General features: G+C 60.2%; 23 protein-coding genes. 15 read left to right on the top strand and 8 right to left on the bottom strand.

Going from position 1 to position 26,736, the window contains the following annotated elements:
* Positions 1-263: 263 nt before the first annotated feature.
* Entirely contained in the window at positions 264-1,382 is a 1,119-nt protein-coding gene (locus tag PAB09_RS03105; RefSeq protein ID WP_271034617.1) for a nucleotidyltransferase family protein, read from the bottom strand.
* A 352-nt stretch (positions 1,383-1,734) separates the two neighbouring features.
* Positions 1,735-2,628: a glycosyltransferase family 2 protein gene (locus PAB09_RS03100; RefSeq protein ID WP_271034616.1), complete on the bottom strand. Its 894-nt coding sequence runs from the start codon at positions 2,626-2,628 to the stop codon at positions 1,735-1,737.
* A gap of 401 nt (positions 2,629-3,029) precedes the next feature.
* On the opposite strand from PAB09_RS03100, the gene PAB09_RS03095 reads away from it, so the two are divergent.
* From PAB09_RS03095 to PAB09_RS03055, 9 genes are all read left to right on the top strand, one after another.
* Positions 3,030-4,592, top strand: a complete 1,563-nt coding sequence (locus PAB09_RS03095; RefSeq protein WP_271034615.1) for an LCP family protein — start codon at positions 3,030-3,032, stop codon at positions 4,590-4,592.
* Between the two features lie 122 nt (positions 4,593-4,714).
* Positions 4,715-5,419 carry a TIGR03089 family protein gene (locus tag PAB09_RS03090; RefSeq protein WP_271034614.1) on the top strand — a complete coding sequence of 235 codons (705 nt, stop codon included), beginning with the start codon at positions 4,715-4,717 and terminating at the stop codon, positions 5,417-5,419.
* A gap of 214 nt (positions 5,420-5,633) precedes the next feature.
* Positions 5,634-6,917: an ABC transporter substrate-binding protein gene (locus PAB09_RS03085; protein WP_271034613.1), complete on the top strand. Its 1,284-nt coding sequence runs from the start codon at positions 5,634-5,636 to the stop codon at positions 6,915-6,917.
* Positions 6,918-7,097: 180 nt separating this feature from the next.
* Positions 7,098-8,132 (top strand): carbohydrate ABC transporter permease, encoded by a 1,035-nt coding sequence (locus tag PAB09_RS03080; protein ID WP_271035254.1) that lies wholly within the window; start codon positions 7,098-7,100, stop codon positions 8,130-8,132.
* Positions 8,129-8,962 (top strand): carbohydrate ABC transporter permease, encoded by an 834-nt coding sequence (locus tag PAB09_RS03075; RefSeq protein WP_271034612.1) that lies wholly within the window; start codon positions 8,129-8,131, stop codon positions 8,960-8,962. Before PAB09_RS03080 ends, PAB09_RS03075 begins: the two co-directional genes overlap by 4 nt.
* A 463-nt stretch (positions 8,963-9,425) precedes the next feature.
* Complete coding sequence (locus tag PAB09_RS03070) at positions 9,426-9,584, top strand: hypothetical protein (RefSeq protein WP_271034611.1); 159 nt, start codon at positions 9,426-9,428, stop codon at positions 9,582-9,584.
* 63 nt (positions 9,585-9,647) lie between these two features.
* Positions 9,648-11,282: an FAD-dependent oxidoreductase gene (locus PAB09_RS03065; protein ID WP_271034610.1), complete on the top strand. Its 1,635-nt coding sequence runs from the start codon at positions 9,648-9,650 to the stop codon at positions 11,280-11,282.
* 10 nt (positions 11,283-11,292) lie between these two features.
* Complete coding sequence (locus PAB09_RS03060; RefSeq protein ID WP_271034609.1) at positions 11,293-11,553, top strand: metal-sensitive transcriptional regulator; 261 nt, start codon at positions 11,293-11,295, stop codon at positions 11,551-11,553.
* A 127-nt stretch (positions 11,554-11,680) separates the two neighbouring features.
* Positions 11,681-11,917, top strand: a complete 237-nt coding sequence (locus PAB09_RS03055; protein WP_271034608.1) for a hypothetical protein — start codon at positions 11,681-11,683, stop codon at positions 11,915-11,917.
* A gap of 14 nt (positions 11,918-11,931) precedes the next feature.
* Here the strand turns inward: PAB09_RS03055 and PAB09_RS03050 are convergent, their stop codons facing one another.
* The 5 genes from PAB09_RS03050 to PAB09_RS03030 form a co-directional block, all read right to left on the bottom strand.
* Entirely contained in the window at positions 11,932-12,573 is a 642-nt protein-coding gene (locus tag PAB09_RS03050) for a YdcF family protein (protein ID WP_271035253.1), read from the bottom strand.
* Positions 12,574-12,652: 79 nt separating this feature from the next.
* Complete coding sequence (gene purE / locus PAB09_RS03045) at positions 12,653-13,153, bottom strand: 5-(carboxyamino)imidazole ribonucleotide mutase (RefSeq protein WP_271034607.1); 501 nt, start codon at positions 13,151-13,153, stop codon at positions 12,653-12,655.
* A gap of 326 nt (positions 13,154-13,479) precedes the next feature.
* Entirely contained in the window at positions 13,480-14,649 is a 1,170-nt protein-coding gene (locus PAB09_RS03040) for a 5-(carboxyamino)imidazole ribonucleotide synthase (RefSeq protein WP_271035252.1), read from the bottom strand.
* 230 nt (positions 14,650-14,879) lie between these two features.
* Entirely contained in the window at positions 14,880-15,347 is a 468-nt protein-coding gene (locus PAB09_RS03035) for a hypothetical protein (RefSeq protein ID WP_271034606.1), read from the bottom strand.
* Between the two features lie 250 nt (positions 15,348-15,597).
* A complete protein-coding gene (locus tag PAB09_RS03030; RefSeq protein WP_271035251.1) occupies positions 15,598-16,401 on the bottom strand; it encodes a biotin--[acetyl-CoA-carboxylase] ligase in 804 nt (267 codons plus the stop codon).
* Between the two features lie 375 nt (positions 16,402-16,776).
* Here PAB09_RS03030 and PAB09_RS03025 point away from each other — a divergent pair, with 375 nt between their 5' ends.
* The 6 genes from PAB09_RS03025 to PAB09_RS03000 all read left to right on the top strand — a co-directional run bounded on the left by PAB09_RS03025 (position 16,777) and on the right by PAB09_RS03000 (position 24,021).
* A complete protein-coding gene (locus tag PAB09_RS03025; RefSeq protein WP_271034605.1) occupies positions 16,777-18,417 on the top strand; it encodes an acyl-CoA carboxylase subunit beta in 1,641 nt (546 codons plus the stop codon).
* Between the two features lie 539 nt (positions 18,418-18,956).
* The gene (locus PAB09_RS03020) at positions 18,957-20,588 is read left to right on the top strand and encodes an acyl-CoA carboxylase subunit beta (protein WP_271034604.1); all 1,632 of its coding nucleotides are present in this window, start codon (positions 18,957-18,959) and stop codon (positions 20,586-20,588) included.
* A 108-nt stretch (positions 20,589-20,696) separates the two neighbouring features.
* Entirely contained in the window at positions 20,697-20,954 is a 258-nt protein-coding gene (locus tag PAB09_RS03015) for an acyl-CoA carboxylase subunit epsilon (RefSeq protein ID WP_271034603.1), read from the top strand.
* A 311-nt stretch (positions 20,955-21,265) separates the two neighbouring features.
* Positions 21,266-22,723, top strand: a complete 1,458-nt coding sequence (locus PAB09_RS03010) for a hypothetical protein (protein WP_271034602.1) — start codon at positions 21,266-21,268, stop codon at positions 22,721-22,723.
* 285 nt (positions 22,724-23,008) lie between these two features.
* Complete coding sequence (locus PAB09_RS03005) at positions 23,009-23,419, top strand: DUF3151 domain-containing protein (RefSeq protein ID WP_271034601.1); 411 nt, start codon at positions 23,009-23,011, stop codon at positions 23,417-23,419.
* Complete coding sequence (locus PAB09_RS03000) at positions 23,419-24,021, top strand: Maf family protein (RefSeq protein ID WP_271034600.1); 603 nt, start codon at positions 23,419-23,421, stop codon at positions 24,019-24,021. Before PAB09_RS03005 ends, PAB09_RS03000 begins: the two co-directional genes overlap by 1 nt.
* A gap of 210 nt (positions 24,022-24,231) precedes the next feature.
* Here PAB09_RS03000 and PAB09_RS02995 read toward each other — a convergent pair whose 3' ends face one another.
* Positions 24,232-25,290 carry a Cj0069 family protein gene (locus PAB09_RS02995; RefSeq protein WP_271034599.1) on the bottom strand — a complete coding sequence of 353 codons (1,059 nt, stop codon included), beginning with the start codon at positions 25,288-25,290 and terminating at the stop codon, positions 24,232-24,234.
* Positions 25,291-26,736 lie beyond the last annotated feature (1,446 nt).

The following is a 26,736-nucleotide window of genomic DNA, read 5'->3' as shown; positions in this document are numbered from 1 at the left end:
GCTGGCCTTTCAGGGGTAATCAGCAGGGGTAGCACATCTTGTGGCGGGAATTTTTGTCAGTCCCAAAAACACCCCTCCGTGGCGTGTCTAAACCCCGCTTCATCACCAACAAGTGTAGGGAACTCCACCCCTGCGGCTACACCTGTTGCAAAACAGGAAAAAGTACCCATAGGTGGGCTGTCGATCTTGAACCGAACAGGACACTATGGGTACGAATCACGTCTCTTTACGGAAAAGGGATGAAAATGAAACCGACCGCCGCTCTAGGCGTCAGAGCTAAAGCGCACGCCGTTGTCTGGGATCTCCACGCCCGGCCACACACGCATACCATCCAGCAGTTCACAGCGGGCGCCAATGTGGGCGCCTTCGCCGATCACGCAGCCCTTGATTCGGGCATTGGCGCCAATGTGGGCACCAGAGGCGATGATGGAGTCCTCAATCCTAGCGCCCGGCTCTATGGTCACCCCATCAAAAACAACTGTGTCATCGAGACGACACCCGGCACCAACCTCGGTTCCACGACCGATGACGGTACCGCCTAGCAGCAGAGCCCCGTCTTTGACTCCCGCGGTCTCATCCACCAGCGACTCGCCCGTGCGCCCAGTCAACAAGGGGGACGGCGCGATGCCGCGCACCAGGTCCGAGGAGCCGCGGACGAAATCGCGTGGGGTTCCCATATCGCGCCAATAAGCCTGATCCACAAATCCGTAGACCTTGCGGCCTTCTTCGAGGAACTTCGGGAAGGTTTCGCGCTCGACGGAAACAACGCGATCGGCAGGGATTTCAGCGATGAGCTCGCGGCGGAAGACGTAGCATCCGGCGTTGATCTGATCCGTTGGCGGATCCTCGGTCTTTTCTAGGAAGGCGCTGACGCGACCATCGGCGTCGGTGGGCACGCAACCAAATGCACGCGGATCCGGCACCCGGACGAGATGCAAGGTCAGATCGGCATCCTTGGCGTGGTGCGCATCGAGGATGCCCTTGAGATCCGTGCCACCGAGCACGTCGCCGTTGAACACCATGACGGTGTCAGCGCGCAGCTTGTCGTACACGTTGCGGATGCCGCCACCGGTACCCAGTGGCTTTTCTTCAACCACGTACTCGATCTCAAGGCCAAGGGCCTCGCCATTGCCGAAGTATTCCTCGAACACCTCCGCCTTGAATGAGGTACCCAGCACGACGTGGGTGATTCCGGCAGCCTTGATGCGGGCGAGCAGGTGCGAAAGGAATGGCACGCCCGCAGTCGGCAGCATCGGCTTGGGGGTATTGACGGTCAGCGGGCGCAGGCGGGTGCCTTTTCCGCCGACAAGGATGACCGCATCGGTGTTCGCACCGACGGCCGCTTTGTCCTCGGTGAAAGTGTTTGCCACAGGCAATGACATACAAAAGTCCTTAAAAAATGATTCTTAGAGGCTTGAGACTTCAGCGTTTCGCCAACCTACCCAAACGCCACCTATGAACGAGGTGGCGATCAATCCTTCCCATCGTAGGCGACCGCACGCAAACGTACTCATCAAGCTAGCGTACTTGCCTGCCCATTAGCTTCGTACGCGCTGAAAAGTTTGATGGAAATCATCACACTATGCGCCAACCCCTATCGGGAACCTCGATTCTCGCCCGCCGCACAAAGAGAAGGGAATCATCGCCTTGGGCTAAGAGGCAAGGACTAGAAATCGTCGGCAAGCAAAACCTGTGCAACCGGCACGGACAAGGGGCAGTGCAAACAGGTGCACCCTAGTTGCGCAGCTTCGCCCTAGCAACGACCAGCGCCGCCCGGACTTTCAGCCCCAACCACAGCGCCAGGCGCAGCGGCGCCTCCCATAAGGAGGGATGCCGGTCGGCCTGAAAACGATAGGCCGAGTCGTGGTGTGCGGGCAGCATCTTTTCCGGATGTTTGCCGGCGGCATGTCCGACCGCATGGGTGATCTGCGCGCCTGGGCAAAAGACGTTGACCATTCCTGCCCGATCGAATCGATCACCTAAATCAACATCTTCCATATACATGAAATAGCGCTCATCGAAGCCACCAATGGATTCGAAAGCATCCCAGTCCACGAGCAGGCACGAGCCGGACAACCAGCCAGCGGTACGTTCGCGGGCCATGTCAGCATTGTCCCGATAGGCAGCCGACCAGGGGTTATTCTTCCAAATCCCACCGAGTAGGGCATGGCCAATGCCGTTGCTGAGGTTGGGAACTGCGCGTGCTGATGGATAGGCGGAACCATCCGATTGACGGATATAGGGTCCAACGCAGGCGACCTTGTGCCCCCGCGCTTTCCAGCGCTGTGCACATTCGACCATGTCATCAATGGAGCCTGCGTCGAAGACGACGTCCGGGTTGGCGAAGACAAAGAAGTCCGGGTTGATGGTTCCGGCCAGACGCATCTTCGCCAGCTTCCGCACGGCAAAGTTGATGGCTGAACCGTAGCCGACATTTCCGCCGGTAGGCCACAATTCCACATTGGCGCGCTCGGCAGCGGCTTTTTCCGGTACACCGTCGGTGGAGCCATTGTCCGCGAGAATCGTCAGCGTTGGCGCTTCAGTGGCGCCCTCGACGGAATCGAGGAAGCTACTAAGAAATTCGCCCGGTGAATAGGTCACCGTGATCACTGCGATGGGCTTGTTCATTTCGACTACTTTAGCGGGGGTAGCACTAAGTTCTAAAGCCAACACAGGGCTTTGTCACCACATTGACCCCAAGTTCACATGCAACATTGACTTTTTGTTGCCATGCATTTTCTTTTTTTGGTTCTTATCATCTCCTTACAAGGTATTGTTTTCCGAAGGCATTTTGTGGGTTTTGAGTTCCAGGACGCACTCTTCGGTTGTTCATGCGCGCCGTCGTTGCTTGACGACAGCCCCTTTTCCCCAACCCGGTATGCTTCTTGCGAAGGCTTCTTCCTCATAGCACCGTCTTGCCACGCTGGTATCAATCCGGGCGCAGGATGAACGGCCCCTAAAATAGGAGGAAGCATCCCATTGTCCGCCGCTTGAAGAAGCTGCCCGAAAGCCGAAATCTCAACACACCTATGACCGACAAGTTTCGCCAAACCCGAGACATTCAAGCGCCCCCGACGCGTCGCCCCGATCTTGCACAGATGGGATCACGTCCACTGCGTGCCATCGTGGCGCTCATCTCAGCGCTGGTGCTCATCGTCTCCGGCATGGGCTATTTCACCATTGGACGGATAGGCAACTCCGTGGCATCCGGCAACCTCGAGCTTGGCGGCGGCGGTGTCAAGAGCAACGCCCCCGATGGAGCCACCGACATCTTGTTGGTGGGTTCGGACTCGCGCACCGATGCCCAAGGCAACCCGCTCACCCAGGAGGAGATCGATATGCTCCATTCCGGCGATGAGCAGGCGGAAAATACGGACACCATCATGGTCATCCGCGTGCCCAACGACGGCTCATCGGCAACGGCTATCTCCATCCCACGCGATACCTACATTCACGACGATGAGTACGGAAACATGAAGATCAACGGCGTGTACGGCGCGTATAAGGACGCCGAGGCCACTGATCTCATGGAACAAGGTATGACAGACAATGCCTCCTTGCAGGAACGTGCCAAGGACGCGGGCCGCAAAGGTCTGATCAGTGCAGTCTCCGATCTCACCGGCATCACCGTCGACCACTATGCCGAGGTCGGCCTGCTCGGCTTTGTCTTGCTTACCGACGCCGTCGGCGGCGTGGACGTCTGCTTGAACGATGCCGTCTACGACGAATATTCCGGCGCTGATTTCCCGGCCGGCGAGCAGACCCTCAACGGCGCCCAAGGCCTTGCCTTCGTCCGTCAGCGACACGGCCTGCCACGCGGCGACCTCGACCGCATCGTGCGCCAGCAGGCCTATATGGCCTCGCTGGTGTCGAAGGTGTTGTCCTCCGGCACGCTGACCAACCCCGTGACTTTGTCAGAGCTAGGCGCTGCGGTGACTCGTTCGGTGATCATCGACGATGATTGGGATGTGATGAGCTTTGTCACCCAGCTACAAAACCTCGCCGGCGGCAACGTCTCCTTTAATACCATCCCGGTAACTTCCATCGACGGCGTTGGTGATTATGGAGAATCAGTGGTCACCGTCAACGTCGATGACGTTCACTCCTTCTTCGACGAACTGCTCAATAACAAGACCACCACTGAGGAAACTCCTACCACTGCCCCCTCAAGCGACATCGCATCCCAGTTCCCAGGCCTCGAGCTGCACGTGCTCAACGCTTCCCAGACCACCGGCCTGGCGAGTTCAGTTGCAGGTTTCCTCAGCGAGCAGGGCTTTGAGATCACCGAGAGCGCCAATGCCACCGAAGGCATGTATTACACCTCTCAGGTCGTGGCTTCGAGCCAGGATTCCGAGCAAGCAAAGGCAATCGCCGACATCCTCGGTGGACTGCCGATTACCACCAATGATTCCCTCGACGACAACACCGTCATCGTGGTCACAGCCGCTGACTACACAGGCCCTGCTGCCGACAGTAGCGACATCGCATCGGAGACCGCCACGGTGGTTGGTCAGCCAGGTCCGGATGCCGGCGAGACTATCGCCTCCCCCAAGATCGACGCCGGCGGCGACGGACCGCGCTGCGTGAACTAGCAGCAGTTTTCACTCGCCACCACCGCATCTTTGGCTCGTAATTCCAGCCCGCACCGTGAAGTGATCTGCCTCAACTGGCAGCCACCGACGGTGCGGGCTTATTTTGCCCTACCATCGAAGTTATGAACCTCCTTTCGACCGTGTTGCAGGCCGATCCGGCCACCCCACGCCTGACCCTCTATGACGAAACGACCGGCGCCCGGCTGGATTTTTCTGGCATCACGCTCGATAACTGGGCAGCGAAGGTCGCCAACATGCTCCGCGAGGAGCTCGATATGGAGGAAGGATCCACCATCGCTTGCGTGCTTCCTGTTTCCTGGCAAGCGGTGGTCATCGTGCTGGGCGCGATGGCAGCGGGCGTCAACGTCACCTTTGATCCATCTGATCCGGCGGCCGAGGTGACCTTTATCGCCTTCGATGCAGCAGGCGCTGCCGACCTCGGCGCGTATGCGCGAAGCCTCGGCGCGCGCGGAGATATCGTTGCCGTGACCGCCGACCCGATGGGGCGTGGCGTCGCCGAAACCGGTCACTCGCTTGCCGACGGCATCATCGACTTCGCCCCTACCGTCCGCTTTTACGGCGATCAGTTCTTCGAATCAGGCCCCACGCTTTCCGACGTGCTCTCGCGCGCGGATGCGGCGTCTCCCACTGCAGTCACCGCTGGTGCCCGGGTGCTGTCTTCCGGGTGGACAAGTTTCGAGCAACTGTGTGCGAAGGTGCTTAGCCCCATCGCCACCGGGGGATCCGCGGTGGTGGTCAAAGGGCTTGCAGGACCTGATCGCCTGGAAAAGATCGCCTCCGTTGAAAAGGCGACCGCGCGGCTGTAGCCGCCACCGGGCAGCGACCGCGACGACAAGGATGTGACCGCACTGTCACGTCCAGTGGGCGTCGGCAAGCAAGACATGTGCAACCGTTTGCACACGTAGGACGCCCTCCTACCCCCGGCGGGTGTAGTGACTTTCCGCAATTCCACCACACGATATCGACTGCGTCACTAAATTCGGTGGAAATCCCCTAAGGAAAGTACGGAAGGTTATCTCGATGACCCGTTTCACACTGCCCGCACGCAAGCCCGCCGTTGTGCTGGCCGCCACCTTCATGGCTGGCGCCGTTGCCTTGGCCGGCTGCTCCTCCGACTCCGGCGAGTCCACCAGCTCCGAGGCGCCCGCCTCCGGCGCCGAGCGCGGACCGATCACGTTTGCGATGGGCAAGAACGATACCGACAAGATCACCCCCATCATCGAAAAGTGGAATGCCGAGCATCCCGATGAGAAGGTGACCCTCAAGGAGCTGGCCGGTGAGGCCGATGACCAGCGCGATACCCTCGTGCAGTCGCTGCAGGCGGGCAACTCCGACTATGACGTCATGGCACTCGACGTGGTCTGGACCGCTCAGTTCGCCGCGAACCAGTGGCTGGCTCCGCTTACCGGAGACCTAGCCGTAGACACCTCCGGCCTGCTGCCGGCGACCGTAGAATCTGCCACCTACATGGGCACCCTCTACGCCCTGCCGCAAAACACCAACGGCCAGCTGCTGTTCCGCAACACCGAGCTTGCGCCGACCGCTCCGGGCACCTGGTCCGAGCTTGTGGACTCCTGCGCCACCGTCAAGAACGCCGGCAAGGACTGCCTGTTGCTGCAGCTCAAGCAGTACGAGGGACTCACCGTCAACTCCACCGGCTTCATCGAGGGCTGGGGCGGGCACGTGCTCGATTCCGAGGGCGCCCCCACCGTTGACTCCGCTGAGGCCAAGGAAGGCCTCCAGGCACTCGTCGACGCCTACAAGGACGGCACCATCGCCGCCACCGCCACCTCGGCAACCGAAGAGGAAACCAACCTAGCCTTCGTCGGCGGCGAGGTAGCCTACGCCATCAACTGGCCGTACATGTACACCAACGCCGGCGAGGATACCTCCGCGGTCAAGGACAAGTTCGAGGTTTCGCCGCTGGTGGGCAAGGACGGCGTGGGCGTTTCTACCCTGGGCGGTTACAACAACGGCATCAATGTCAACTCCAAGTACAAGGCGACCGCGCTGGACTTCATGAAGTTCATTGTCAACGAGGAAAATCAGACCTTCTTCGCCGACAACTCCTTCCCGCCGGTGCTGGCCTCCATCTACGATGATGCCGCGCTCGTTGAGAAGTACCCCTACCTCCCGGCGCTGAAGCAGTCGCTGGAAAATGCCGCACCGCGCCCGGTGAGCCCCTTCTACCCCGCAATCACCAAGGCTATCCAGGACAACGCGTATGCGGCACTAACCGCCGACAAGAGCGTCGACGATGCCACAGCGGACATGAAGGCCGCCATCGAAAACGCCGCAAAGTAGGCCACCTCGTGCAGGTGATTGACCTGTTGCAACAGTTATCGACACCGCGCACCTACACACTTGCAAGGGACCTGTCCGCACTGGGCAGGTCCATCGCCTTTTCCCGCACCGATTGAAAGCTGGAATGTCGTGAGCACCACCCTAAGCCCAAGTTCGCACCCACCGAGGCAACACCGGGATATCCCATGGAAGGCCATTGCGTTAATCACGCCTGCCCTATTGGTACTGACGATAGTGATCGGTTACCCCATCGTCCGGGCAATCTATTTGTCCTTCCAATCCGACAAGCACCTCGATCCCACCACGGGGTTGTTCGTAGAAGGTGGCTTCGCCGGATTCGACCACTATGTCTATTGGCTCACCCAGCGGTGCATATCGGCTTCCGGCACGGTGAGCACTTGCCCGCCCGGGGTCATCGCCACCGACTTCTGGCCCGCCGTGGGCAATACCTTCTTTTTTACGGTTATCACCGTCGCCCTTGAGATCATCCTGGGCATGGCGATGGCGCTGGTGATGAATCGCGAATTCGTCGGCCGCTCGATCCTGCGCGCCGCGGTGCTCGTCCCGTGGGCCATTCCCACGGCGGTGACCGCGAAGCTATGGCAGTTCATCTTCGCCGACAAGGGAATCATCAACTCACTGCTGCCCACCCCGGTTCATTGGACCACCGACCCCACTGCGGCACGCGCTGCCGTTATCATCGCCGACGTGTGGAAGACCACCCCTTTCATGGCGCTTCTCATTTTGGCCGGGCTGCAGATGATCCCGAAGGATGTCTATGAGGCCGCCCGCACCGACGGCGCCAGCACGTGGCAGCAGTTCAAGTGGATCACGCTCCCACTGGTCAAGCCCGCGCTCATGGTGGCGGTTCTCTTTAGGACGCTCGACGCGCTGCGGATGTACGACCTACCGGTGATCATGATCTCTTCGTCGGCAAACTCACCGACGGCCACCGTATCCCAGCTCGTGGTCGAGGATCTGCGCCAGAACAATTTCAATTCCGCGTCTGCGCTCTCGACGCTCATCTTCCTCATGATCTTCGCCGTGGCGTTTATCATGATCCGCTTCCTCGGCGCCGATGTCTCGGGCGCCGCCGAAAGGCGCGCCGCCACAAAGGCCACCAAGCGCGCCGCCAAGCAACAGCTCAAGGATAAAGACGACGCTGCCGCGCTGGCTGGCGTGGGCGTCGGCAAGCAGGGAGGCATAAACTCATGAACCACAAGCTGCGCAGCGCCATCGGCAATTACATCGGAGTGATCTTCATCCTCGTATGGGGTCTTGCCCCCTTCTACTGGATGGTGGTCACCGCCCTGCGCGATAAGGCCTACACCTTCGACACCACCCCGTGGCCGACCCACGTGACCTTAGAGAATTTCCGCGACGCGCTGGCGACGGACAAGGGCAATGACTTTCTCCACGCCATTTACAACTCGCTTATCATCGGCGCCGCCACCACCGCCATCGCCGTGGTTGTGGGCGTTTTTACCGCCTACGCGCTGGCCCGGCTCGACTTCCGGGGTAAGGGATTTGTCACCGGCATCATCTTGGCGGCCTCGATGTTCCCCGGCATCGCGCTGGTCACGCCGTTGTTCCAGCTTTTCGGCGACCTTGGTTGGTTCGGCACCTACCGCGCACTGATCATCCCCAATATCTCCTTTGCGCTGCCGCTAACGATCTACACCCTGGTCAGCTTCTTTAGGGATCTTCCGTGGGAGCTGGAGGAGGCCGCGCGCGTCGATGGCGCCACCCCGGGACAGGCCTTCCGATTGGTCTTGCTGCCGTTGGCTGCACCGGCATTGTTTACCACCGCCATCTTGGCGTTTATCACCACGTGGAACGAGTTCATGCTGGCGCGCCAGCTTTCCACCACCGCGACCGAGCCGGTGACCGTGGCGATCGCCCGCTTTTCCGGACCATCGGCGTTCGAGTTTCCCTACACCTCGATCATGGCAGCGGGCGCGCTGGTGACCATCCCGCTGATCATCATGGTGCTGGTCTTCCAGCGGCGCATCGTCTCCGGCCTGACGTCCGGCTCGCTGAAATAGGCGCTACCGATTCTGCTACCCCGATAACAAAGACAAGCCCCCTTGATCTAGGCACTGTGGCACGAGTGAGACAGGGCAGCTTTCCGACGAGCACCGGCGCGGTGTGGCGAAAGTTTGCCACTGCGTGCCGGCGACGCACGTCGTACGGTGTGCCGACCACCACAATGCCCGCAAGGGGGCTTGTTGAGCTTTGCAACGAGAAACGTTGCTTGGAAACACACGTTCCATTTAAGGGACGCATCCTGTGAAAAGGCTTCACATGAGTGCACAGGAGGCGTAAGAATCTCTCCCTACGTGCCTTACGCCGGGGATGACACCGAGCGGCCTTTCTCCCACAAAACGTTATACCCCCTAGGGTATGTTGACGAGACTATACCCTAGGGGGTATATTCCGTTGTGGGTCGCGGTCCTTCACCGAACGACCCATGCAATCCCACACCTATCATCTTGAGGAGCTCCACTTATGTGTCGTCCAGTGACATGCACCACCTGCGGCAAGACCACCTGGGCCGGTTGCGGCCAGCACATCGAACAGGTCAAGGCAACAGTCCCGGCAGGCCAATGGTGCACCTGCGAAAAGCCCAAGAAGCAGTCCGTTTTTGGTTCCCTCTTCGGGCGCTAACCACTCGCTGAGAATCGGCCAAGCGTAGCCGTCGGCAAGCAAAGAAAAACTAGGAGAACTTTTATGGCAACAACCGTAATCGTGGGCGGCGTCGCCGGCGGCATGTCCACCGCAGCGCGCCTGCGCCGCAACGACGAAAACCGCGACATCATCGTCTTCGAAGCCTCCGGCAACGTCTCCTTCGCCAACTGCGGCCTGCCGTACCATGTTGGCGGGGTCATCCCAGAGCGCTCCTCGCTGCTGCTGCAGACCCCAGAGTCGTTGGATGCTCGTTTCCGCATCGATGTACGCACCCGGCACATGGTCACCGGCATCAATCCGGCGGCCAACGAGGTCACCGTGGACAACCTCGACACCGGCGAGACCTTCACCCAAAGCTATGACGAGCTCGTGCTCTCCCCCGGCGCCCGCCCGTTTGTGCCGCCCATTCCCGGCATCGAACGCGCCTTTACCCTGCGCACCGTGGAAGACGTGGATGCGATCGTCGCCGCACTCGGAGACACCGTCAGTTCCGCAGCCCTCATCGGTGGCGGCTTCATCGGACTCGAGCTGGCCGAGAACCTCGTACACCGCGGTCTCAAGGTCACCGTCATCGAACGTGGCCCGCAGATCCTTGCCCCCTTCGACGAGGAGATGGCAGCGATCGTGGCCGACCATCTGGTGGCCAACGGGGTGGAACTGCGCACGAACGCCGACACCCACAGCATTGGGGAAAAGACGTTGACGCTGTCTACCGGCGAGGTCATCGAAGCCGACGTCGTCATCGCCGCCATCGGCGTGCGCCCGGATACCCGCCTCGCCGAGGCAGCCGGCCTTGCCATCGGTGAACGCGGCGGCATCAAGGTCGACGATCAGCAGCGCACGAGCGTGCCTAATATTTTCGCACTCGGCGACGCAGCCGAAAAGACCGACGCCAATTCCGGCGCCGCAGCGCTGGTACCGCTGGCACAGACCGCCAATCGCCACGGGCGCCTTGTTGCCGACATCATCACCGGCCGCGACACCCACTCGCTGCCTGTCCTCGGCACGGCGATCGTCGGGCTGTTTGGACTAGCGGCATCTGCCACCGGTTGGAACGAGCGCACCGCCCGCCGTGCCGGACGCAATGTCCGCGTGATCCACATCCACCCGGCCAACCACGCCGGTTATTACCCCGGCGCATCCACGCTGCACCTCAAGCTGGTTGTTGACGCGGATACCGACGCGATTCTCGGCGCCCAGGCTATTGGTAAGGAAGGCGCCGACAAGCGCATCGACGTCATCGCCACCGCCATGCGCGCGGGGCTCAAGGCCACGGATCTGGCCGATCTTGAACTGGCCTACTCCCCGCAATATGGATCGGCCAAGGACCCGATCAACCTCGCAGGCATGGTCGATGACAACCTCGCTCAGGGGGAGAAGTCCGTGCAATGGCATGAGTTAGAAGACGATGCGCAGCTTATCGACGTGCGCACCGCAGGCGAGTACGAACGCGGTCACATCCCTGGCGCGGTCAACATCCCTGTAGACGAACTGCGTGAGAATATCGACAAGCTGGACACCACCCGCCCGGTCATCGTCAGCTGTCAGGTGGGCCTGCGCGGCCACGTGGCGGCCAGGATACTTTCCGGTTACGGTATCGATGTTGCTAATCTCGATGGTGGGTATTTGACCTACACCCACGGTCAATCCGCCCGTGCATACGCCCATGTCGAGTAAGGAAAACATCATGCAACTGGAGCCGGTTTCCGTCAAGCAGTCCGTCACAAGGCTCAAACGCGCCCACGGCCAACTTGCCGCCGTCATCCGGATGCTTGAGGAAGGCCAAGACTGCGAGGCCACGGTCACCCAGCTCGCCGCCGTTTCCAAGGCGATCGACAAGGCGGGCTATTCCATCATCGCCACTGGCATGCGCCAGTGCTTGATGGAGGAAGGCCCCGGCAGCCTCGATATCAAGAAGATGGAAAAGCTCTTCCTCTCTTTGAGTTAAGCAGCCGCGCTACCGCAGGCAGGCGGAGGAAACCCCACCTGCCCGTCACGTTCTCGGTCACCTATCCTCTCACCTACCCCACGTTTGCTCCTGCAGCCGGGAGCCAACGTGGGGTAGTCTTTCCCCCATGACCGGCCCACAGAACTCCCCTTCGCAGCGCAAGCGCCAGAAACTTCAACGCGATGCCCTCGTGGGTTTTATGGCTACGCTCGCCGCGTTCTTTGTCTTGCAGGCCATCGTGAACCTGTTTTTGCCCAATCCGAAGGTCTGGCCCGCTCTGCTGGCACTGATCAACGTCATCGCCGCCGTGTGCCTGTGGCGTTGGAGCCGCGCACACGACCGCGAGGACTCCGAAGGCCTATAGGGATAAAGACAATCTCACCCCTTATGGAAAGAGCCTTCTTTTAGCGCCCCTCCCTTGAACCGGACACGATATCGCCGCCACGCGATGCGGGATAGCGAATGCGGCAGGGCAAAAACCTCCCTGGCAAAGGCCACCTGCCGATGCGGCGAGGGGGTTGATGCGTGATACAAGCGAATGGGGATACCAAGGTGGCGCGCCCACGCGAGCGTGCGTGGGGCATGAAAGTCACTGGTGACCACAAGCCACGTGCGCACGTGCGGCATGAGCGCGTGGGCGTTTTCGAGGTTCTCATTGGTAGAGGTGGCCTGATATTCAAGCACAATTCGCCCGGGATCGACTCCGTGCATGGCAAGCCACCATGCCATCGCCCGGGCCTCGCCCTTGCCAGAGACCACGATCATGAGATCGTTGCCCTGGGCTAGCTGCGCCGCCCGCGCCAAGCGCGAAACCAGCACCGCACCCGGCCACAAGCCGCGGTAGTTTTTCATCAGCTCACGCCGATGTGGATCCAACACCTGCCCGCTGTCGGGTTCGGTCTCGAAAAGGTCGTGCTCAGTGACCGCGTGGCGCGGCTTCACCCGGGAGCCGAGGACGAGGATTGCCGCATCCGCGTTTGGGGTGGCAAGCGTGTCCACGCGCCGCTGCGACACGCCCATGACCCGCTCCCACGCCCTTGTGGTGATGTGAAGGGCCTGCGGCACCACCTGCCCTAGGCCCACAGTGGACGTGAGTGTTCTACGAACCCATGAGCCGCTGACGCAGGCGCTCATCTTTTTCCTCAACCTCGGCGCGCATCGTGTCCTGATAGGCCACCATTTTCTCCACCAGAGCGGGATCGCCTGCCGACAGGATGCGCGCTGCGAGCAGGCCCGCGTTTTTCGCACCGCCGATGGACACCGTTGCCACGGGGACACCGGCCGGCATCTGCACGATCGACAGCAGCGAGTCCATCCCGTCGAGATCCTTCAGCGCGCGCGGGACGCCAATAACCGGCAGCGGCGTGGCCGCGGCCACCATGCCCGGCAGGTGGGCCGCACCCCCGGCGCAGGCGATAATCGCCTTAATGCCGCGGGTGTGGGCATTCTTGGCGTAGGAGAGCATCTTCTCCGGGGTGCGGTGGGCAGACACCACGCCCACCTCGAACGGGATGCCGAACTCGGCGAGTACCTGGGCCGCGGGCTCGACGGTGGGCCAGTCCGAATCCGATCCCATGATCAGTCCTACCAATGGATTCATTGCATTCCTTACGTTCTCGTTGGGCTATCGGTCGCGTCATTACCACTAGTAACAACGCCCGCCTTCAGCGTAGCGCAGTCGTTACGGTGTTTTATTGCTTGACGACGTCCACCGCTTGCCACGTCCTAGCACGCGTAACCCCGTCACCGCTTCCTGTGGCTAAGAAGAAAAGTCTTCGACGAGTGATCTCAAGCTATGTGGCCCCGCCCACCGTGCAATGACTAGTCCATGGCCAGTCGGTGGCCCGTTTGTGGCAAATCTGTGGCCAGGTCCGTCCATGGCTAGGCCTGTTATGTCCATGGCAAGGCCATTGCTAGACCCCTTGGCTAGTCGTTCGGCCAGGCCGCGTGGACGATGAAGTAGGCGGCGGCGCGAGCGGCCTCGCGGGTGCGCTCCACATCGGTGCCGGTGAGGTTGACGTGGCCGAGCTTGCGGCCCGGGCGATGGCCTTTGCCGTAGAGGTGGATTTTGGCCTGCGGGTAGCGCCTCCACACCTCCTGCATGCGCTGCGGCATGGGCATCTCCGGGTCCTCATCGGCACCGAGGGTATTGGCCATGACCGTCACCGGTGCGGTGAGCTCGGTGGAGCCGAGCGGATAGTCCATCACCGCGCGCAGGTGCTGCTCGAATTGGCTGGTCACGCAGCCATCTTGGGTCCAGTGGCCGGTATTGTGCGGGCGCATGGCCAGCTCGTTGACGTAGATTTCCGGCTGTCCGGCCACGTCCACGGTCTCAAAGAGTTCGACGGCTAGGGCTCCGGTGACCCCAAGCTCGGTGGCGATATTTCGTGCCAGCTCGCGCACCTGGGTCTGCAAGTCCTCCGACAGCCCCGGCGCCGGCGCTACCGCCTCGGTGCAGATGCCGTCGGTCTGCACGGACTCGACGACCGGCCATGCTTTGGTCTCGCCGCTGGGGGTGCGTGCCACCATCGCCGACAATTCGCGTACCAACGCCACCTTCTTCTCGGCCATGAGCGGGGTGCCTGCCTGAAGCAGCGTGGCTACCACCTCTGCAAGCTCTTCGCGGCTTCCTGGGAACCACACGCCGTGTCCGTCGTAGCCACCGCGGCGCGCCTTCAGGCACACGGCACCGTCGACGGCGTCCCAGAAACCTTCGGCATCAGCGACTGTCTCGATTGCCGCAAACGGCGGCACCGGCGCGCCGAGCTCGCGCAGGCGCTTGCGCATGACGAGCTTGTCTTGGGCGTTAACCAGGGCGTCAGGCCCCGGCTGCACATTAACACCCTCTGCGATAAGTGTGCGCAGATGCTCCGTGGGCACGTGCTCATGATCGAAGGTCGTCACGGCTGCCCCTTCCACAGCACGGTGGAGGTCATCGAGACTGGTGTAGTCACCAATGAGAACGTCCTTGGTCACCTGGGCGGCGGAGGCATCCTGGCTTCCGGCGAGCACCCGCAGGGACAATCCAAGCTCAATGGCTTCGGTGTGCATCATGCGGGCCAGTTGGCCATCGCCGATGACTGCAATGACGGGCATGCCCGGCGCGTGGGCTGCCTTGTGGAAGGCCGCATGCGGGTCGTTGGCGTGGTTGTTCGTTGAGGTATCGTGCTGCTCCAGGTTGTTCACGGCTATCACTATAACGCGAAGTACCGGGCACACAGCACACACAGCGCACTCAGCACACGCATTGCGCACTGTGCACTCAGCGCACACTGCCGCGCACGAGCGCTGTGGGAAAACTTAAAGTCTTCCGGCGCCGTTCACACCTACCATATGGCGCGAACGATACTGGAATCGATAATCTCGGCAACCTTGCGGGCGCGGGGCACGTCGTTGATGGTGATGGGTCGGTCATAGCCACGAATAGCAAGATGTAAGCTCTTGCCTCGGCGCATGACCTGGCGTATCGCGTGCAGCGGTATGGAGTCCGAATATCCGCGCAGGCCAGGGGCACGCAGGATGAGGCGTTTGTTGGTCAAGATGAGCCTTTGACGCCGAGCCTTGATGACGGGCAAGACAAATCGCCACAGCACCAGCAGCGCCCACACGCCGACGAAGATGTTACGCATCCCGGTGTCGACGATGACCTCGGGTTGCGGTTGGTCGATGAAACCAATTCCCATCCAGGCCACCCCTGTGATCAGGGTTAGTTGAACCACAGGGTAGGTCAAAGATGCCAAGGAGCTGGTCACATCGACCAGCACATACTCATCAGGGCCTAAGTTCACATTCATCGCTTCCTAAACAATAGCCCCACCGCGCACGCTTTCCCATGCCGCACCTTCTGCCAGCACCTTTATCCTGCATTTTTCGATTCAAGATGGCGTCACGCCACCGTAGGCGTCGGCAAGCAAAGCAAACGGGGTGACACCTCAGCGCTCTTTCTGTGCGCGCTGGCGCCCACAATGCAACGGGTTTCGGCGCCCACGATGCGACTGGCGACGGCACTGACGATGCGACTGACATCGACGCGACCGAATCAGGCTAGTACTTCCACTGATCCTTTTGCCGAAGGTGGATAATATCGCCCACCGCCATCTCGTGGTCCGTGCCCGCCTCGTCGGTGATGATGAGGTGGCCTTCTTCGTTGACGGCCGTGGCGCGCCCCAGCAGCTCTTTATCGCCGGGCAGGATCGCTCGCACGTCCTGTCCTAGGGTCACGCACACGGCACGGTAATCGTCCATGAGGTGGGCATCATTGCGCTCCCATTGGAAAAGCCTGTGGTACAGGCAGGTTAAGACGCGCACTGCCAGCTCGTTGCGCTCATAGGCAATTCCCTCTAATTCGAGCGAGGATGCGTGCGCGACGGGCAGCTCGTCGGTGCGCAGCGAGGTGTTGAGCCCGAGGCCGATTACCACTGCGGGATTATCGCCGAGATCCACAGCCTCGGCGAGGATGCCGCACAGCTTGCGTCCGTCATAGACGAGGTCGTTGGGCCATTTCATGCCCACTCCGGTTTCGCTTCCGATGGCGTCCACCAGCGCCAAGCCGGTGGCAAGCGACATCGTCCCGAGGCGCGCAACGGACTCCGCTGGCGGGCGAATAAGCACGCTGAGCGTGAGTTGGGAGCTGGGCGGGGCCTCGAATTTACGCCCCATGCGTCCGCGCCCGGATACCTGGTGTTCGGTAAGGTACACCGTCCAGGCGGGCGCCCCCTTGTGCCCGGCGGCCACCAAGTCGGTGTTGGTCGAGCCGGTTTCGAAGGTGTGCTCAAGCTGGCTATAGGGGCCATGCTCCACGAGCGCGCGGCGCAGAAAGGCCACGTCAAGCGGGGTGCGGGGATCCATACCTACAGGGGGCACGTCCGCGCCCGCGCCGTTTCGGACATCCTTTTGCTCATCTTCGTTGTGGCTGATCATAGTCGCTCATGCTAGTCGTGCGTGCGGGGGCATGCGTGACGACGCCTACGGTTTGCGCACCCGGGGCCGAACAATCGGACCACAAGACTCAATGCGACTTCGATCAGGAACTCACATGGTTCCCCATGACGGCCCTGTGGGTTGCGAGGAAAACCTATGAAGAACCCACACAATCACACTGTGACCTAAATTATTTTTTGCCCCTAATTAACGCCCTGCGCTGGCATTTTGCTGACATTGCACGACTTGCCTCATGCCCGGATGGTAGCGAAAGCAACATGGGCCAGTCTAGGATTCCAAAACATGACCATTTCCTCACCTTTGATCGATGTCGCCTCCCTGCCGGACGTCAACACCACCGCCGGCAAGATCGCCGACTTGAAGGCGCGCCGCGCCGAGGCCACCTACCCACTCGGCCGCACGCCGTTGAAGAAGGTTCACGAGGCAGGACGGCTCACCGCTCGCGACCGATTGGACTACCTTCTCGACGAAGGATCGTTCATCGAAACCGACCAGTTCGCCCGCCACCGCACCCACGCCTTCGGCATGCAGGCCAAGCGCCCCGCCACCGACGGCATCATCACCGGCTGGGGCACCATCGACGGCCGCGAGGTCTGTATCTTCTCCCAGGACGGCACGGTCTTCGGCGGCGCCCTCGGCGAAGTCTACGGCGAGAAGATGTGCAAGATCATGGAGCTGGCCGTCACCACCGGCCGCCCACTGATCGGACTGTATGAGGGCGCGGGCGCGCGCATCCAAGACGGAGCCGTCTCCCTTGACCTCATCGCCCAGACCTTCTACCACAACATCAACGCCTCCGGGGTGGTCCCGCAGATCTCGGTGATCATGGGCGCCTGCGCGGGCGGCAACGCCTACTCCCCGGCGCTGACCGACTTCGTCGTCATGGTGGACAAGACCTCCAAGATGTTCGTCACCGGCCCGGATGTGATCAAGACCGTCACCGGCGAGGACATCACCCAGGAAGAACTCGGCGGCGCGGGGGTTCATATGGCAACCGCCGGCAACTCCCACTACACCGCCTCCTCGGACGAGGACGCCCTCGACTTCGTTGCCGACCTCGTGAGTTTCCTGCCCTCCAACAACCGCAGCTACGCACCGGCAACAGATTTCGACGTGGAGGAGGGCGGCATCGAGGCCAACCTCACCGCCGACGACCTCAAGCTCGACTCCCTTATCCCGGACTCCCCCACAGTCCCCTACGATGTTCGCGAGGTCATTGAGTCGCTTACCGACGACGGCGAGTTCCTAGAAATTCAGGCCGAACGCGCCGAAAACGTGGTCATCGCCTTCGGTCGCATCGAGGGACAGTCCATCGGCTTCGTAGCCAACCAGCCCACCCAGCTCGCCGGTTGCCTCGACATCGACGCCTCCGAAAAGGCCGCCCGCTTCATTCGCACCTGCGATGCCTTCAACATCCCCATCGTCTTGCTTGTCGACGTCCCCGGGTTCCTTCCCGGCGCCGGTCAGGAATATGGCGGTATCCTGCGCCGCGGCGCGAAGCTGCTCTACGCCTACGGCGAAGCCACTGTTCCCAAGATCACGGTGACAATGCGCAAGGCCTACGGTGGCGCCTACTGCGTCATGGGTTCCAAAGGGCTTGGCGCCGATGTCAATCTGGCGTGGCCGACCGCCCAGATCGCGGTCATGGGAGCAGCCGGCGCCGTGGGATTCTTGCACCGCAAGGATCTTCGCGCAGCCCGCGAGCGCGGCATGAGCCACGATGACCTTGTCGAGTTGGCCAGAAGCTTCGAGCGTGAGTACGAAGACCATATGCTCAACCCGTACCTCGCCGCTGAGCGTGGACTCATCGACGCTGTCATCCTGCCCTCCGAGACCCGTGGTCAGATCTCACGCAACCTGCGCCTGCTCCGCAACAAGCACGTCAACCGGCCTGCCCGCAAACACGGAAACATCCCACTCTAAAGACAACGCACGACACGGCTCGTACCTGGTGAACTGGGTGCGAGCTTTTGTCATCCCCCCCGATTGACCCTTTTACACCAGCGCTCGGGCAAGCTATTGACCGCACAACGATGCTGCCGGCCGAATTCTTTGCCCGGCCACCAATGGCTTCACCGATGCGCGCGCCAGATTCTTTCTACCCTTATATTTGAAAATACGGAGGACACCACCGAAGGATCGGCCAGCACGCAGCCACACTTTGCAAAAGCTGGAGGCAAGCTCCTTGTCCACCGCTGGGCTGCACGCCACCGCAGCGCCGACCAGGTGGCCGTCGGCAAGCACATACTGCCACGATGGGCGATCACCGGTTACCCCCTCTCTTCCCTTATTCAAGTACCGCGTTTTTTGCTTGCAGACCACCCCCGGCAATTCTATACACACTGGTAAAAAGGGTGTGGAGAAATCTCACCTACCCCCGTAGTCAAAGATTTTCGCTACAAATATCTCTAAATTGTCAAACAGTTCACAAGATTGTGAGTTAGCCCCTACACTTATGAGTCATGACTGCCGCAACGATCACTGACGCAGGTGCGCAGGCACCTGATCTCACCACCACTGCTGGAAAGCTCGCTGACCTTCGTGCACGCCTGGCCGAGACTAAGGCTCCTATGGGCCCGGCCGCCGTGGAAAGGGTTCATGCTGCTAATAAGAAGACCGCGCGCGAGCGCATCGAATACCTGTTGGACGAGGGTTCCTTCGTCGAGGTTGATGCCCTTGCCCGTCACCGCTCTAAGAACTTCGGCCTGGACGCAAAGCGCCCGGTCACCGACGGTGTTGTCACCGGCTACGGCACCATCGAAGGCCGTAAGGTCTGCGTGTTCTCTCAGGACGGCGCCGTCTTCGGTGGCGCGCTCGGCGAGGTCTACGGCGAGAAGATCGTCAAGATCATGGATCTGGCCATCAAGACCGGCGTTCCACTGATCGGCATCAACGAGGGCGCCGGCGCCCGTATTCAGGAGGGCGTTGTCTCCCTGGGCCTGTACTCCAAGATCTTCTACCGCAACACCTTGGCCTCCGGCGTGATCCCTCAGATCTCGCTGATCATGGGTGCCTGCGCGGGTGGCCACGTCTACTCCCCTGCTTTGACCGACTTCATCATCATGGTCGACAAGACCTCGAAGATGTTCATCACCGGCCCGGACGTCATCAAGACCGTCACTGGCGAAGAGGTCACCCAGGAAGAACTCGGTGGCGCTTCCACCCACATGGCTACCTCCGGTACCTCCCACTACACCGCAGCCGATGACGCCGATGCTCTCGACTGGGTTCGTGACCTGGTTGGCTACCTGCCCTCCAACAACCGCGCTGAGGCACCGCGCGAGCAGGCCGAGATCATGGTCGGCGCCATCCAGGACAACCTCACCGAGACCGACCTCGAGCTCGACACCCTGATCCCGGACTCCCCGAACCAGCCGTACGACATGAAGGATGTCATCACCCGCGTCCTCGACGACGGCGACTTCTTCGAGATCCAGGAAGGCTACGCAGGCAACATCATCGTCGGCTTCGGTCGCGTTGAGGGTCGCTCCGTGGGCATCGTTGCCAACCAGCCGACCGAGTTCGCAGGCTGCCTCGACATCAAGGCTTCCGAGAAGGCCGCCCGCTTCGTTCGCACCTGCGATGCCTTCAACATCCCGATCATCGAGTTCGTGGATGTCCCAGGCTTCCTCCCGGGCACCAACCAGGAGTACGACGGCATCATCCGCCGCGGCGCCAAACTGCTGTACGCCTACTCCGAGGCAACCGTGGGCAAGATCACCGTGATCACCCGTAAGTCCTACGGCGGCGCGTACTGCGTCATGGGCTCCAAGGACATGGGTGCCGACCTCGTCTTTGCATGGCCGACCGCTCAGATCGCCGTCATGGGTGCCGCAGGTGCCGTCGGATTCATCTACCGCAAGGAGCTCAAGCAGGCTGCTGCCGAGGGCAAGGACGTCGTGGCCGTTGCCAAGGAATACGAGCGCGAGTACGAGGAGACCCTGGTCAACCCGTACATGGCCGCCGAGCGTGGCTATGTTGACGCCGTTATCCCGCCGAGCGAGACCCGTGGCCAGATCATCGAAGGCCTGCGCCTGCTCGACCGCAAGGTCGTCAACGTTCCTGCCAAGAAGCACGGCAACATCCCGCTGTAAGCCGGAACTCTACCGCGACTTGCGTCTTTAGGTTTGGCGCTCAAAAGCATATACTTAAGCGCCTAACCCTTATCTCCACACTTCCGAAAAGCAAAGTAGGTACGCACCATGTCTGATGCGCCAGAAAACGCAGCAGAGGGCACTGAGGCACCAGCGGAAAAGAAGCCCCTTTTGACCGTTGTCAAGGGCAACCCGGATGATGTCCAGGTGGCCACCCTCACCGCCCTGTTCGCCACGATGGCCAACAACGCAGCCAACGCTGCTGAGCCAGAGCGCGAGCGCAACATGTGGGGCAATGTGAACGAGCGCCTGTCGCGCCCGACCACCTACAACCCCACTGCCTTCCAGAACGTGAGCTTCTACTAAGTCCTCACACCGCCTTGCGAAGGCGCGCCAAATAATCGGCATGCCCATGCACCCCCAAGCATGGGCATGCCGATTATTTTTCATTTCAATTTGAAAACTTTTCCCCCACGCTGCGCGTCTGGCCGGTACAAAGGAGGGGAGGTTCCATAAAGAGTATTCACAATGTGGAACTTGGTTATTATGAATCCCTTGTGCCCTTTGTACTGAGTTCGTAGCTTCACCAACCTGCATGCACAGTGAGCGTCGCTGTCATCATGTTTGTGAAGTGCGCTTGTGTACCATTGTCCGCCCACGTCATGAAATGAGTGATAATGAGCGACCAGAATAACGATCCCTATTCGCTAGACCCGCAACATCAAGGAAATGACCCACAGGATCCGGCCGGCAAGCACGCCGACCACGGCCAGGCCCCTCAAGGGCCTGCCTCGAACCCGGCGAAGCCTGCCACGCCATCAACACCGGCGGAGGAAACGACTGCCTTTGATGCAGGCTCTCTCGCGGGCAATCCGTCCGGTGCTCACGGGTCCGACGGGCAGGCAGGAAACAAAGACGGCGCTAATCCCTACGCCTCCTTTTCGAAAGGCAATGCGGGCACCCCTGGCACGTCTGACTCCTTCCAGTCCTACCCAAGCGTCAATCATCCCGAAGACAATCCCGGCTTTGACTCCCCAGGTACGTCCTCCACGGGCAACCTTCCCCCCTATCCGGGCATAGGCCAGTCGCAGCAATATAACCCCTATGGCACGGGCGTAGGCGATTCGTCGGCAAGCACAAACCACAACGGCCAGTACGGCCAAGGGCCGAGTCAGTACGGTGCCGCCAGTGGCACCGGGCAATTCGGGCAACCCGGCGGCGAACAGTATGGCCAGCAATACGGCCAAGGCTTCAACCCGAACTATGGTCAGGGCTTTAATCAAGGTTACGGCCAAGGCTACGGCTCGGGCGGGTTTGACCACAACGGCAACGGCTACCAGGCCGGATCACAGGCGGTTCCCGGTCAGGTGCATCCGCGTCTACAATGGCCCTACCGTCAAGGCAACGACACTTTCAATTTTGGTGAGGCCTTCACCTTCGGCGTGAAGTCAGTGTTTTTTGATCCGCTGATCTGGATCCTTGGTACCTTTGTGCTCGGCGTGCTCAGCATCGGCACCTCGTATGCCGGAAGCAATGAGACTCTCAGCGCCATCGCATCTCTGCTCAACTTCCTCACGGCGATCCTGTCGCTCCTTGTCATGCCCGTGGTGTATCACTTCGCGCTTCGTTCGCTCAATGGCTATCGCCTCGAACTCGAGAACTTCCGCGAGGAATTGCACTATGGTACGACCTTGGGTGTTGTCATCGTCTCCAACATCATCTCGTTCGCTGCGGTACTGCCTGGATTGATCGGCCTGCTTGTGGTGGCATTCGCCAGCATGGGTGACTACATGGTCGAAGATGTCTCAGCCGGCGCTATTCTCACGATGGTTTTCTTCATCTTCCTCTCCATCTTTGGCGCCGTGCTCGTTGGACCGTTTATCATGCTCGCCCCGTTCTATGCCGCAGATGGAATGTCCTTTGGCGATGCCTTCAAGGCTGCGTTTGCCGACGGCAAGCGCCGCTACTGGCAGCTACTAGGATTTAGCATCGTCCTCGGCCTCGCGGTCTTCTTCGTTACCTTGATTACCTGTGGCCTCGCTGGCCTCATTGCCGCGCCCGCAAGCTACCTCGCCCTAGCGTACGTCTACCGCTCCGTATCCGGACGCATTTACCCAACCCAGCAGGTGATGTAAAAGGAGTGTGGCACACACCGGTGCTAGCCCAATAATTGTCTGGGTAATTCATCTCTCCATCACGGCCCCGCACACCGTTGAGATCAACTGTCTTCAACGCGTGTATGCGCGGCCGTGGTTTTCTTTATTGCCTCACCGGCACCCCACAGGCCCGTGATACGTGCTTTTACATCAGGCCGATATAACAGAGGTTTTAGACGCCCGGCTGTACCGAACTGTGGTCGGTCATCGTCGATCGCGATGGGCCATGTTGGACTGGTGTGCTGTTCGGCTATGGTGTAAGTCATGCACAAAGACCTCCTTGCTCCCCCACCCATCGAGCTGCCCGCCGAGGAGCTTGTTGACGCCGCCTCCCCGATCGAAGCCGTTCTGGCCAACCCCGCCTCCCCCAGCTGCTGGGCGACCCTAGCGCTGGGACGGCTGGAGGAGGCGTCCAGCGATGAAGAAAAGGCCATCGCCTACGCCTTCGCTCGCACCGGCTACCACCGCAGCTTGGATCGCCTGCGCGCCAATGGGTGGCGCGGCCATGGACCAATTCCCTTTGCTCACGAGCCAAACCAAGGTGTTCTGCGCGCGATTGCCTCGCTCGCGCTCGCCAGCGAACTCATAGGTGACAACGAGGAATTCGAACGGTGCAAGAAGCTCCTCGAAGATTCGGACGCTGGCTGCGTTGAGAAGCTGTTGGGGGCGCGCTGATGCGCATCGTGCTCGCGTCTGCTTCACCGTCGCGCAAGGCCATCCTCACCAACGCCGGCGTCGAACCACTCGTGGATCCTGCCAACATCGACGAGGATGCGATCTTCGATGCGATGACTGGGCAAAAAGAGTCAGCGATTGTCGAAAAGCTGGCGGGCGCCAAGGCCGCAGCGGTCGCTGACAAATACCCCAATGATGTTGTGATCGGGTGCGACTCCATGCTGTTTATCGACGGCACGCTCATGGGCAAGCCCCATACCATCGAGGCCACCATCGACAGGTGGAAGGCGCAGCGCGGCCGCCGCGGCGAACTGATCACCGGCCACTGCGTGATCACGCCTCAGGGTCGTTTCATCGGCACCGCGCGCACGTCCGTCTGGTTTGCCGACGCAAGCGATGCGGACGTGGAGGCCTACGCCCGCACGGGTGAGCCGCTGGAATGCGCAGGTGCGTTCACGCTGGAGGCCATTGGTGGTTGGTTCATCGACCGTATAGAGGGCGACCCCTCTTCTGTAGTGGGGCTGTCATTACCACTAGTAAGAAGAGCCCTCTACGTGCTCGGCTACAACGTGCACGAGCTGTGGGGGCCGACTGTTTCCTAGGCGACATCCTTACCACTAGACGGTCGGTGGTGGATTCTTTCGGATTCTGGCGTTTTCTCGGATCTCTCGGATCTCTCAATGCAAGACCCCAGCAGCGTGGTAGTTTTCCACGACGCTGCTGGGGTCTTTTGCCTGCTGTGTCTATCTGGGCCTATTTAGGCTTTTGGGCCTATTTTGGTCCCATCTGCTGGAACACAGCACGATAAGGATCTAGGCGAACTTCTTCTCCACGCGCGAGATGGCCTCCTTGGCCACGAGTTCCTGGATGCCCATGTTGAGCTCGGAGGTAAAGCCCACGCACGAGCAGTTGATCTCGCCAAGGACGTAGGTGTCCTCGCCGTTAGGGCCGTCGGCAAGCATGAAATCGGCGGTCCAGATCAACGGAATGTTGTCGCCGCCAAGCTTCTCGGCAATAACCGGGCGCACCTCGGCGAACATGTCGACGAGGTCCTGCCATGCCTCTGGCTTGTCGTAGGTGTACTTCGCGCCGGAGAACAAGGTGGCGGAGAAGTTGTCGCCACCGGCGGCAGGCTTCTTGTGGACGACGAACACCGGCGTCGGGCCAACCAGAAGGATGCGGATCTCACCCTCGACGATGCGCGGCATGAAGCGCATGTCGACCAGCATGCCGTTGTCACCGATGATGTACTGATCGCAGAAGTCCATGAACTCACCGAGCTCGCGGATCTCGGTGTGGTTGTCCACTGCCTCGGTGCAGCGCAGCTTGGTGTCCGGCGGCAGGGCGGTGCCCGGCTCGACGGAGGCGGCCAGCTCCTTGTCCTCGAGCTGGACACGCCAGATGCCCTCACCGGTGGAGCCGCGGTTTTGTTTCAGGACGCGCTCGCCGTAGGAGATGGAGGTGGGGAAGGTGTTGTGGAAGGTTTCCACGTCGTAGTAGGCGGCGGTGTCGGAAGGAACCAGGTCGGTGTCGTTAAGCTTGACCAGGGCGTCCTTGGCGCCGTATGCCATCATTTCGTATGGGGTGGACATACCCACAAGCCCTGCCTCGGACAGGCGGGTCAAAAGATCGAAGTAGCCCTTCTCGCCGCCGGGGATGTTGCCGGGGTTTACGCGGGAGATGTAGGCGTCGAAGTTGGCGGTGATGTAGTCGAAGAGCTCGTCGGACCATTCGGGACGATAGTAGACGACCTCGGAGTGGTAGCCAGCTTCCTTGATGGCGTTGACGATCGGCATGGTGTCCTTGCGGTGACCATCGAACTTCTTGTCAGAACCGCCCTCGACCTCGAAAACGACAATTGCCTTATGCACGCATTTAACCTTTCATGACGAAGCGTGGTGGTCGCATTGCGCAACCTGCTTTGTTGGAAGATGAACTTTTCTGCTTTCTTTACCGCGCCCGGTCCCATAATCGCCCTTTCGCCCCGTTTTTAAGAAGACGGTAAGTTCGTGGGTGTGGCCGGTGCCGAAAGCGCCCGGAAACCTACGAAAACACCCGTCTTGCTGCGGGCGCTGCCGTTTTTCACCGTGCGCTTCATCGCGGTCAGCCTCAGCGCCGACCGTCATTTTCACGCCTGTTTTTAATGATATTTAAGTCCCAGTTAGGTTTCGCGCCGCCGACGCGCTTAGTAAGCAACCGCACACCTGCTAGGCATGCATTCCTACTGGTTTATTTCTTGCTTTCCGACGCCAAGGTGACCCGCCCCACGAAGTTAAGGTCGCAAACATCAAGGTCATAGCCACAACTCATTCCTTGCCCGCACCGCAAGGATGCAACTTTTCGCCCCGCTCGTAGTCCCACCTTCTCGGTTGCCTCCTCCACCCTTTGGATAAACCCACCCCACCCCCGCCATCAGGAGGGAATCACGATAGTGATGAAGCAGCGCCAAAAGACGCCGATCCTCCTACCCCACCCCTGTCGAGGTCGAGGGCAGCTAGTTGCAGTCGCTTCATTACGCATAGAACCCCCTCCAAACCTCAAGGGGCAAGGAAAGCTATCACGGTGTGGTTTGAGGGCGTCGTTAAGCAAAGACTGCTTTAGCAGCATTCAACACGCCGGAAGGAAACTGATTCACCCCAGTGCCGAACCACTTTGACTCCGGCAATTGAGCTTGGCACACCAGCAGAAGGTTTATGTGGCAATTACATACAGAAAACAACCTTTAATATTCGACATATGCATCTTGAAGATACATACCGGCGCCACGCGGGGTTCACACTGTCGGTACCGCATGCTCCCCCCAGTCCAACCCATTGCCTACCGGTTGTTGATTGGAATGAATCATTTCCTCATTCACAGACCGATATTTCTCGGCATTTTTTATATTGCAAATACACATATCTCTGCCCACCTATTGGTAATCAACATATAAACGGGGAGGATCTACTTTCGTGTTGTGATACTTTCGTTAAGCAGCAGCACGGGTTTCCCCGAAAACTCGCCACCCATCCCGAGCAGGAAGACAGGAAGATTCCAAGACTGAATAGGCAAAGATACGGCTTTAGTTTGAGGAAACGCACACATTCATTCGATTTAAGTGAAAATTGGCCCGATTATATGTGTTTGACTGCTCACGAAATGTTGCCAGTCGGACAGCAGAGGTGACACTGTGAGTGAGGACATTCATCCAAAGGTCTGGCCAGGGGAACCACTTTCTCACCCGGATAGTTAAACTGCCAAAGTCACTTTCTTGGATGAAGTGTGATTACCCCAATGCCCATTATTTGATTTCGAGAACACAGAGAATCCCATTAACG

The organism is Corynebacterium sp. SCR221107 (assembly GCF_027886475.1).
Taxonomy (GTDB): domain Bacteria; phylum Actinomycetota; class Actinomycetes; order Mycobacteriales; family Mycobacteriaceae; genus Corynebacterium.
Note: the sequence above shows the minus strand (reverse complement) of the source record. Positions and strands in the feature narration are given on the sequence as shown.

Excerpts from the sequence above, each read along its gene's own strand:
- PAB09_RS03000 (WP_271034600.1), top strand. The coding sequence starts at position 23,419 with ATGCGCATCGTGCTCGCGTCTGCTTCACCGTCGCGCAAGGCCATCCTC.
- purE (WP_271034607.1), bottom strand. The coding sequence starts at position 13,153 with ATGAATCCATTGGTAGGACTGATCATGGGATCGGATTCGGACTGGCCC.
- PAB09_RS03005 (WP_271034601.1), top strand. The coding sequence starts at position 23,009 with ATGCACAAAGACCTCCTTGCTCCCCCACCCATCGAGCTGCCCGCCGAG.
- PAB09_RS03060 (WP_271034609.1), top strand. The coding sequence starts at position 11,293 with ATGCAACTGGAGCCGGTTTCCGTCAAGCAGTCCGTCACAAGGCTCAAA.
- PAB09_RS03075 (WP_271034612.1), top strand. The coding sequence starts at position 8,129 with ATGAACCACAAGCTGCGCAGCGCCATCGGCAATTACATCGGAGTGATC.
- PAB09_RS03085 (WP_271034613.1), top strand. The coding sequence starts at position 5,634 with ATGACCCGTTTCACACTGCCCGCACGCAAGCCCGCCGTTGTGCTGGCC.
- PAB09_RS03090 (WP_271034614.1), top strand. The coding sequence starts at position 4,715 with ATGAACCTCCTTTCGACCGTGTTGCAGGCCGATCCGGCCACCCCACGC.
- PAB09_RS03100 (WP_271034616.1), bottom strand. The coding sequence starts at position 2,628 with ATGAACAAGCCCATCGCAGTGATCACGGTGACCTATTCACCGGGCGAA.
- PAB09_RS03015 (WP_271034603.1), top strand. The coding sequence starts at position 20,697 with ATGTCTGATGCGCCAGAAAACGCAGCAGAGGGCACTGAGGCACCAGCG.
- PAB09_RS03040 (WP_271035252.1), bottom strand. The coding sequence starts at position 14,649 with ATGCCCGTCATTGCAGTCATCGGCGATGGCCAACTGGCCCGCATGATG.
- PAB09_RS03035 (WP_271034606.1), bottom strand. The coding sequence starts at position 15,347 with ATGAATGTGAACTTAGGCCCTGATGAGTATGTGCTGGTCGATGTGACC.
- PAB09_RS03105 (WP_271034617.1), bottom strand. The coding sequence starts at position 1,382 with ATGTCATTGCCTGTGGCAAACACTTTCACCGAGGACAAAGCGGCCGTC.
- PAB09_RS03095 (WP_271034615.1), top strand. The coding sequence starts at position 3,030 with ATGACCGACAAGTTTCGCCAAACCCGAGACATTCAAGCGCCCCCGACG.
- PAB09_RS03030 (WP_271035251.1), bottom strand. The coding sequence starts at position 16,401 with ATGGATCCCCGCACCCCGCTTGACGTGGCCTTTCTGCGCCGCGCGCTC.
- PAB09_RS03050 (WP_271035253.1), bottom strand. The coding sequence starts at position 12,573 with ATGGGCGTGTCGCAGCGGCGCGTGGACACGCTTGCCACCCCAAACGCG.
- PAB09_RS03010 (WP_271034602.1), top strand. The coding sequence starts at position 21,266 with ATGAGCGACCAGAATAACGATCCCTATTCGCTAGACCCGCAACATCAA.
- PAB09_RS03025 (WP_271034605.1), top strand. The coding sequence starts at position 16,777 with ATGACCATTTCCTCACCTTTGATCGATGTCGCCTCCCTGCCGGACGTC.
- PAB09_RS03020 (WP_271034604.1), top strand. The coding sequence starts at position 18,957 with ATGACTGCCGCAACGATCACTGACGCAGGTGCGCAGGCACCTGATCTC.
- PAB09_RS03070 (WP_271034611.1), top strand. The coding sequence starts at position 9,426 with ATGTGTCGTCCAGTGACATGCACCACCTGCGGCAAGACCACCTGGGCC.
- PAB09_RS03065 (WP_271034610.1), top strand. The coding sequence starts at position 9,648 with ATGGCAACAACCGTAATCGTGGGCGGCGTCGCCGGCGGCATGTCCACC.
- PAB09_RS03055 (WP_271034608.1), top strand. The coding sequence starts at position 11,681 with ATGACCGGCCCACAGAACTCCCCTTCGCAGCGCAAGCGCCAGAAACTT.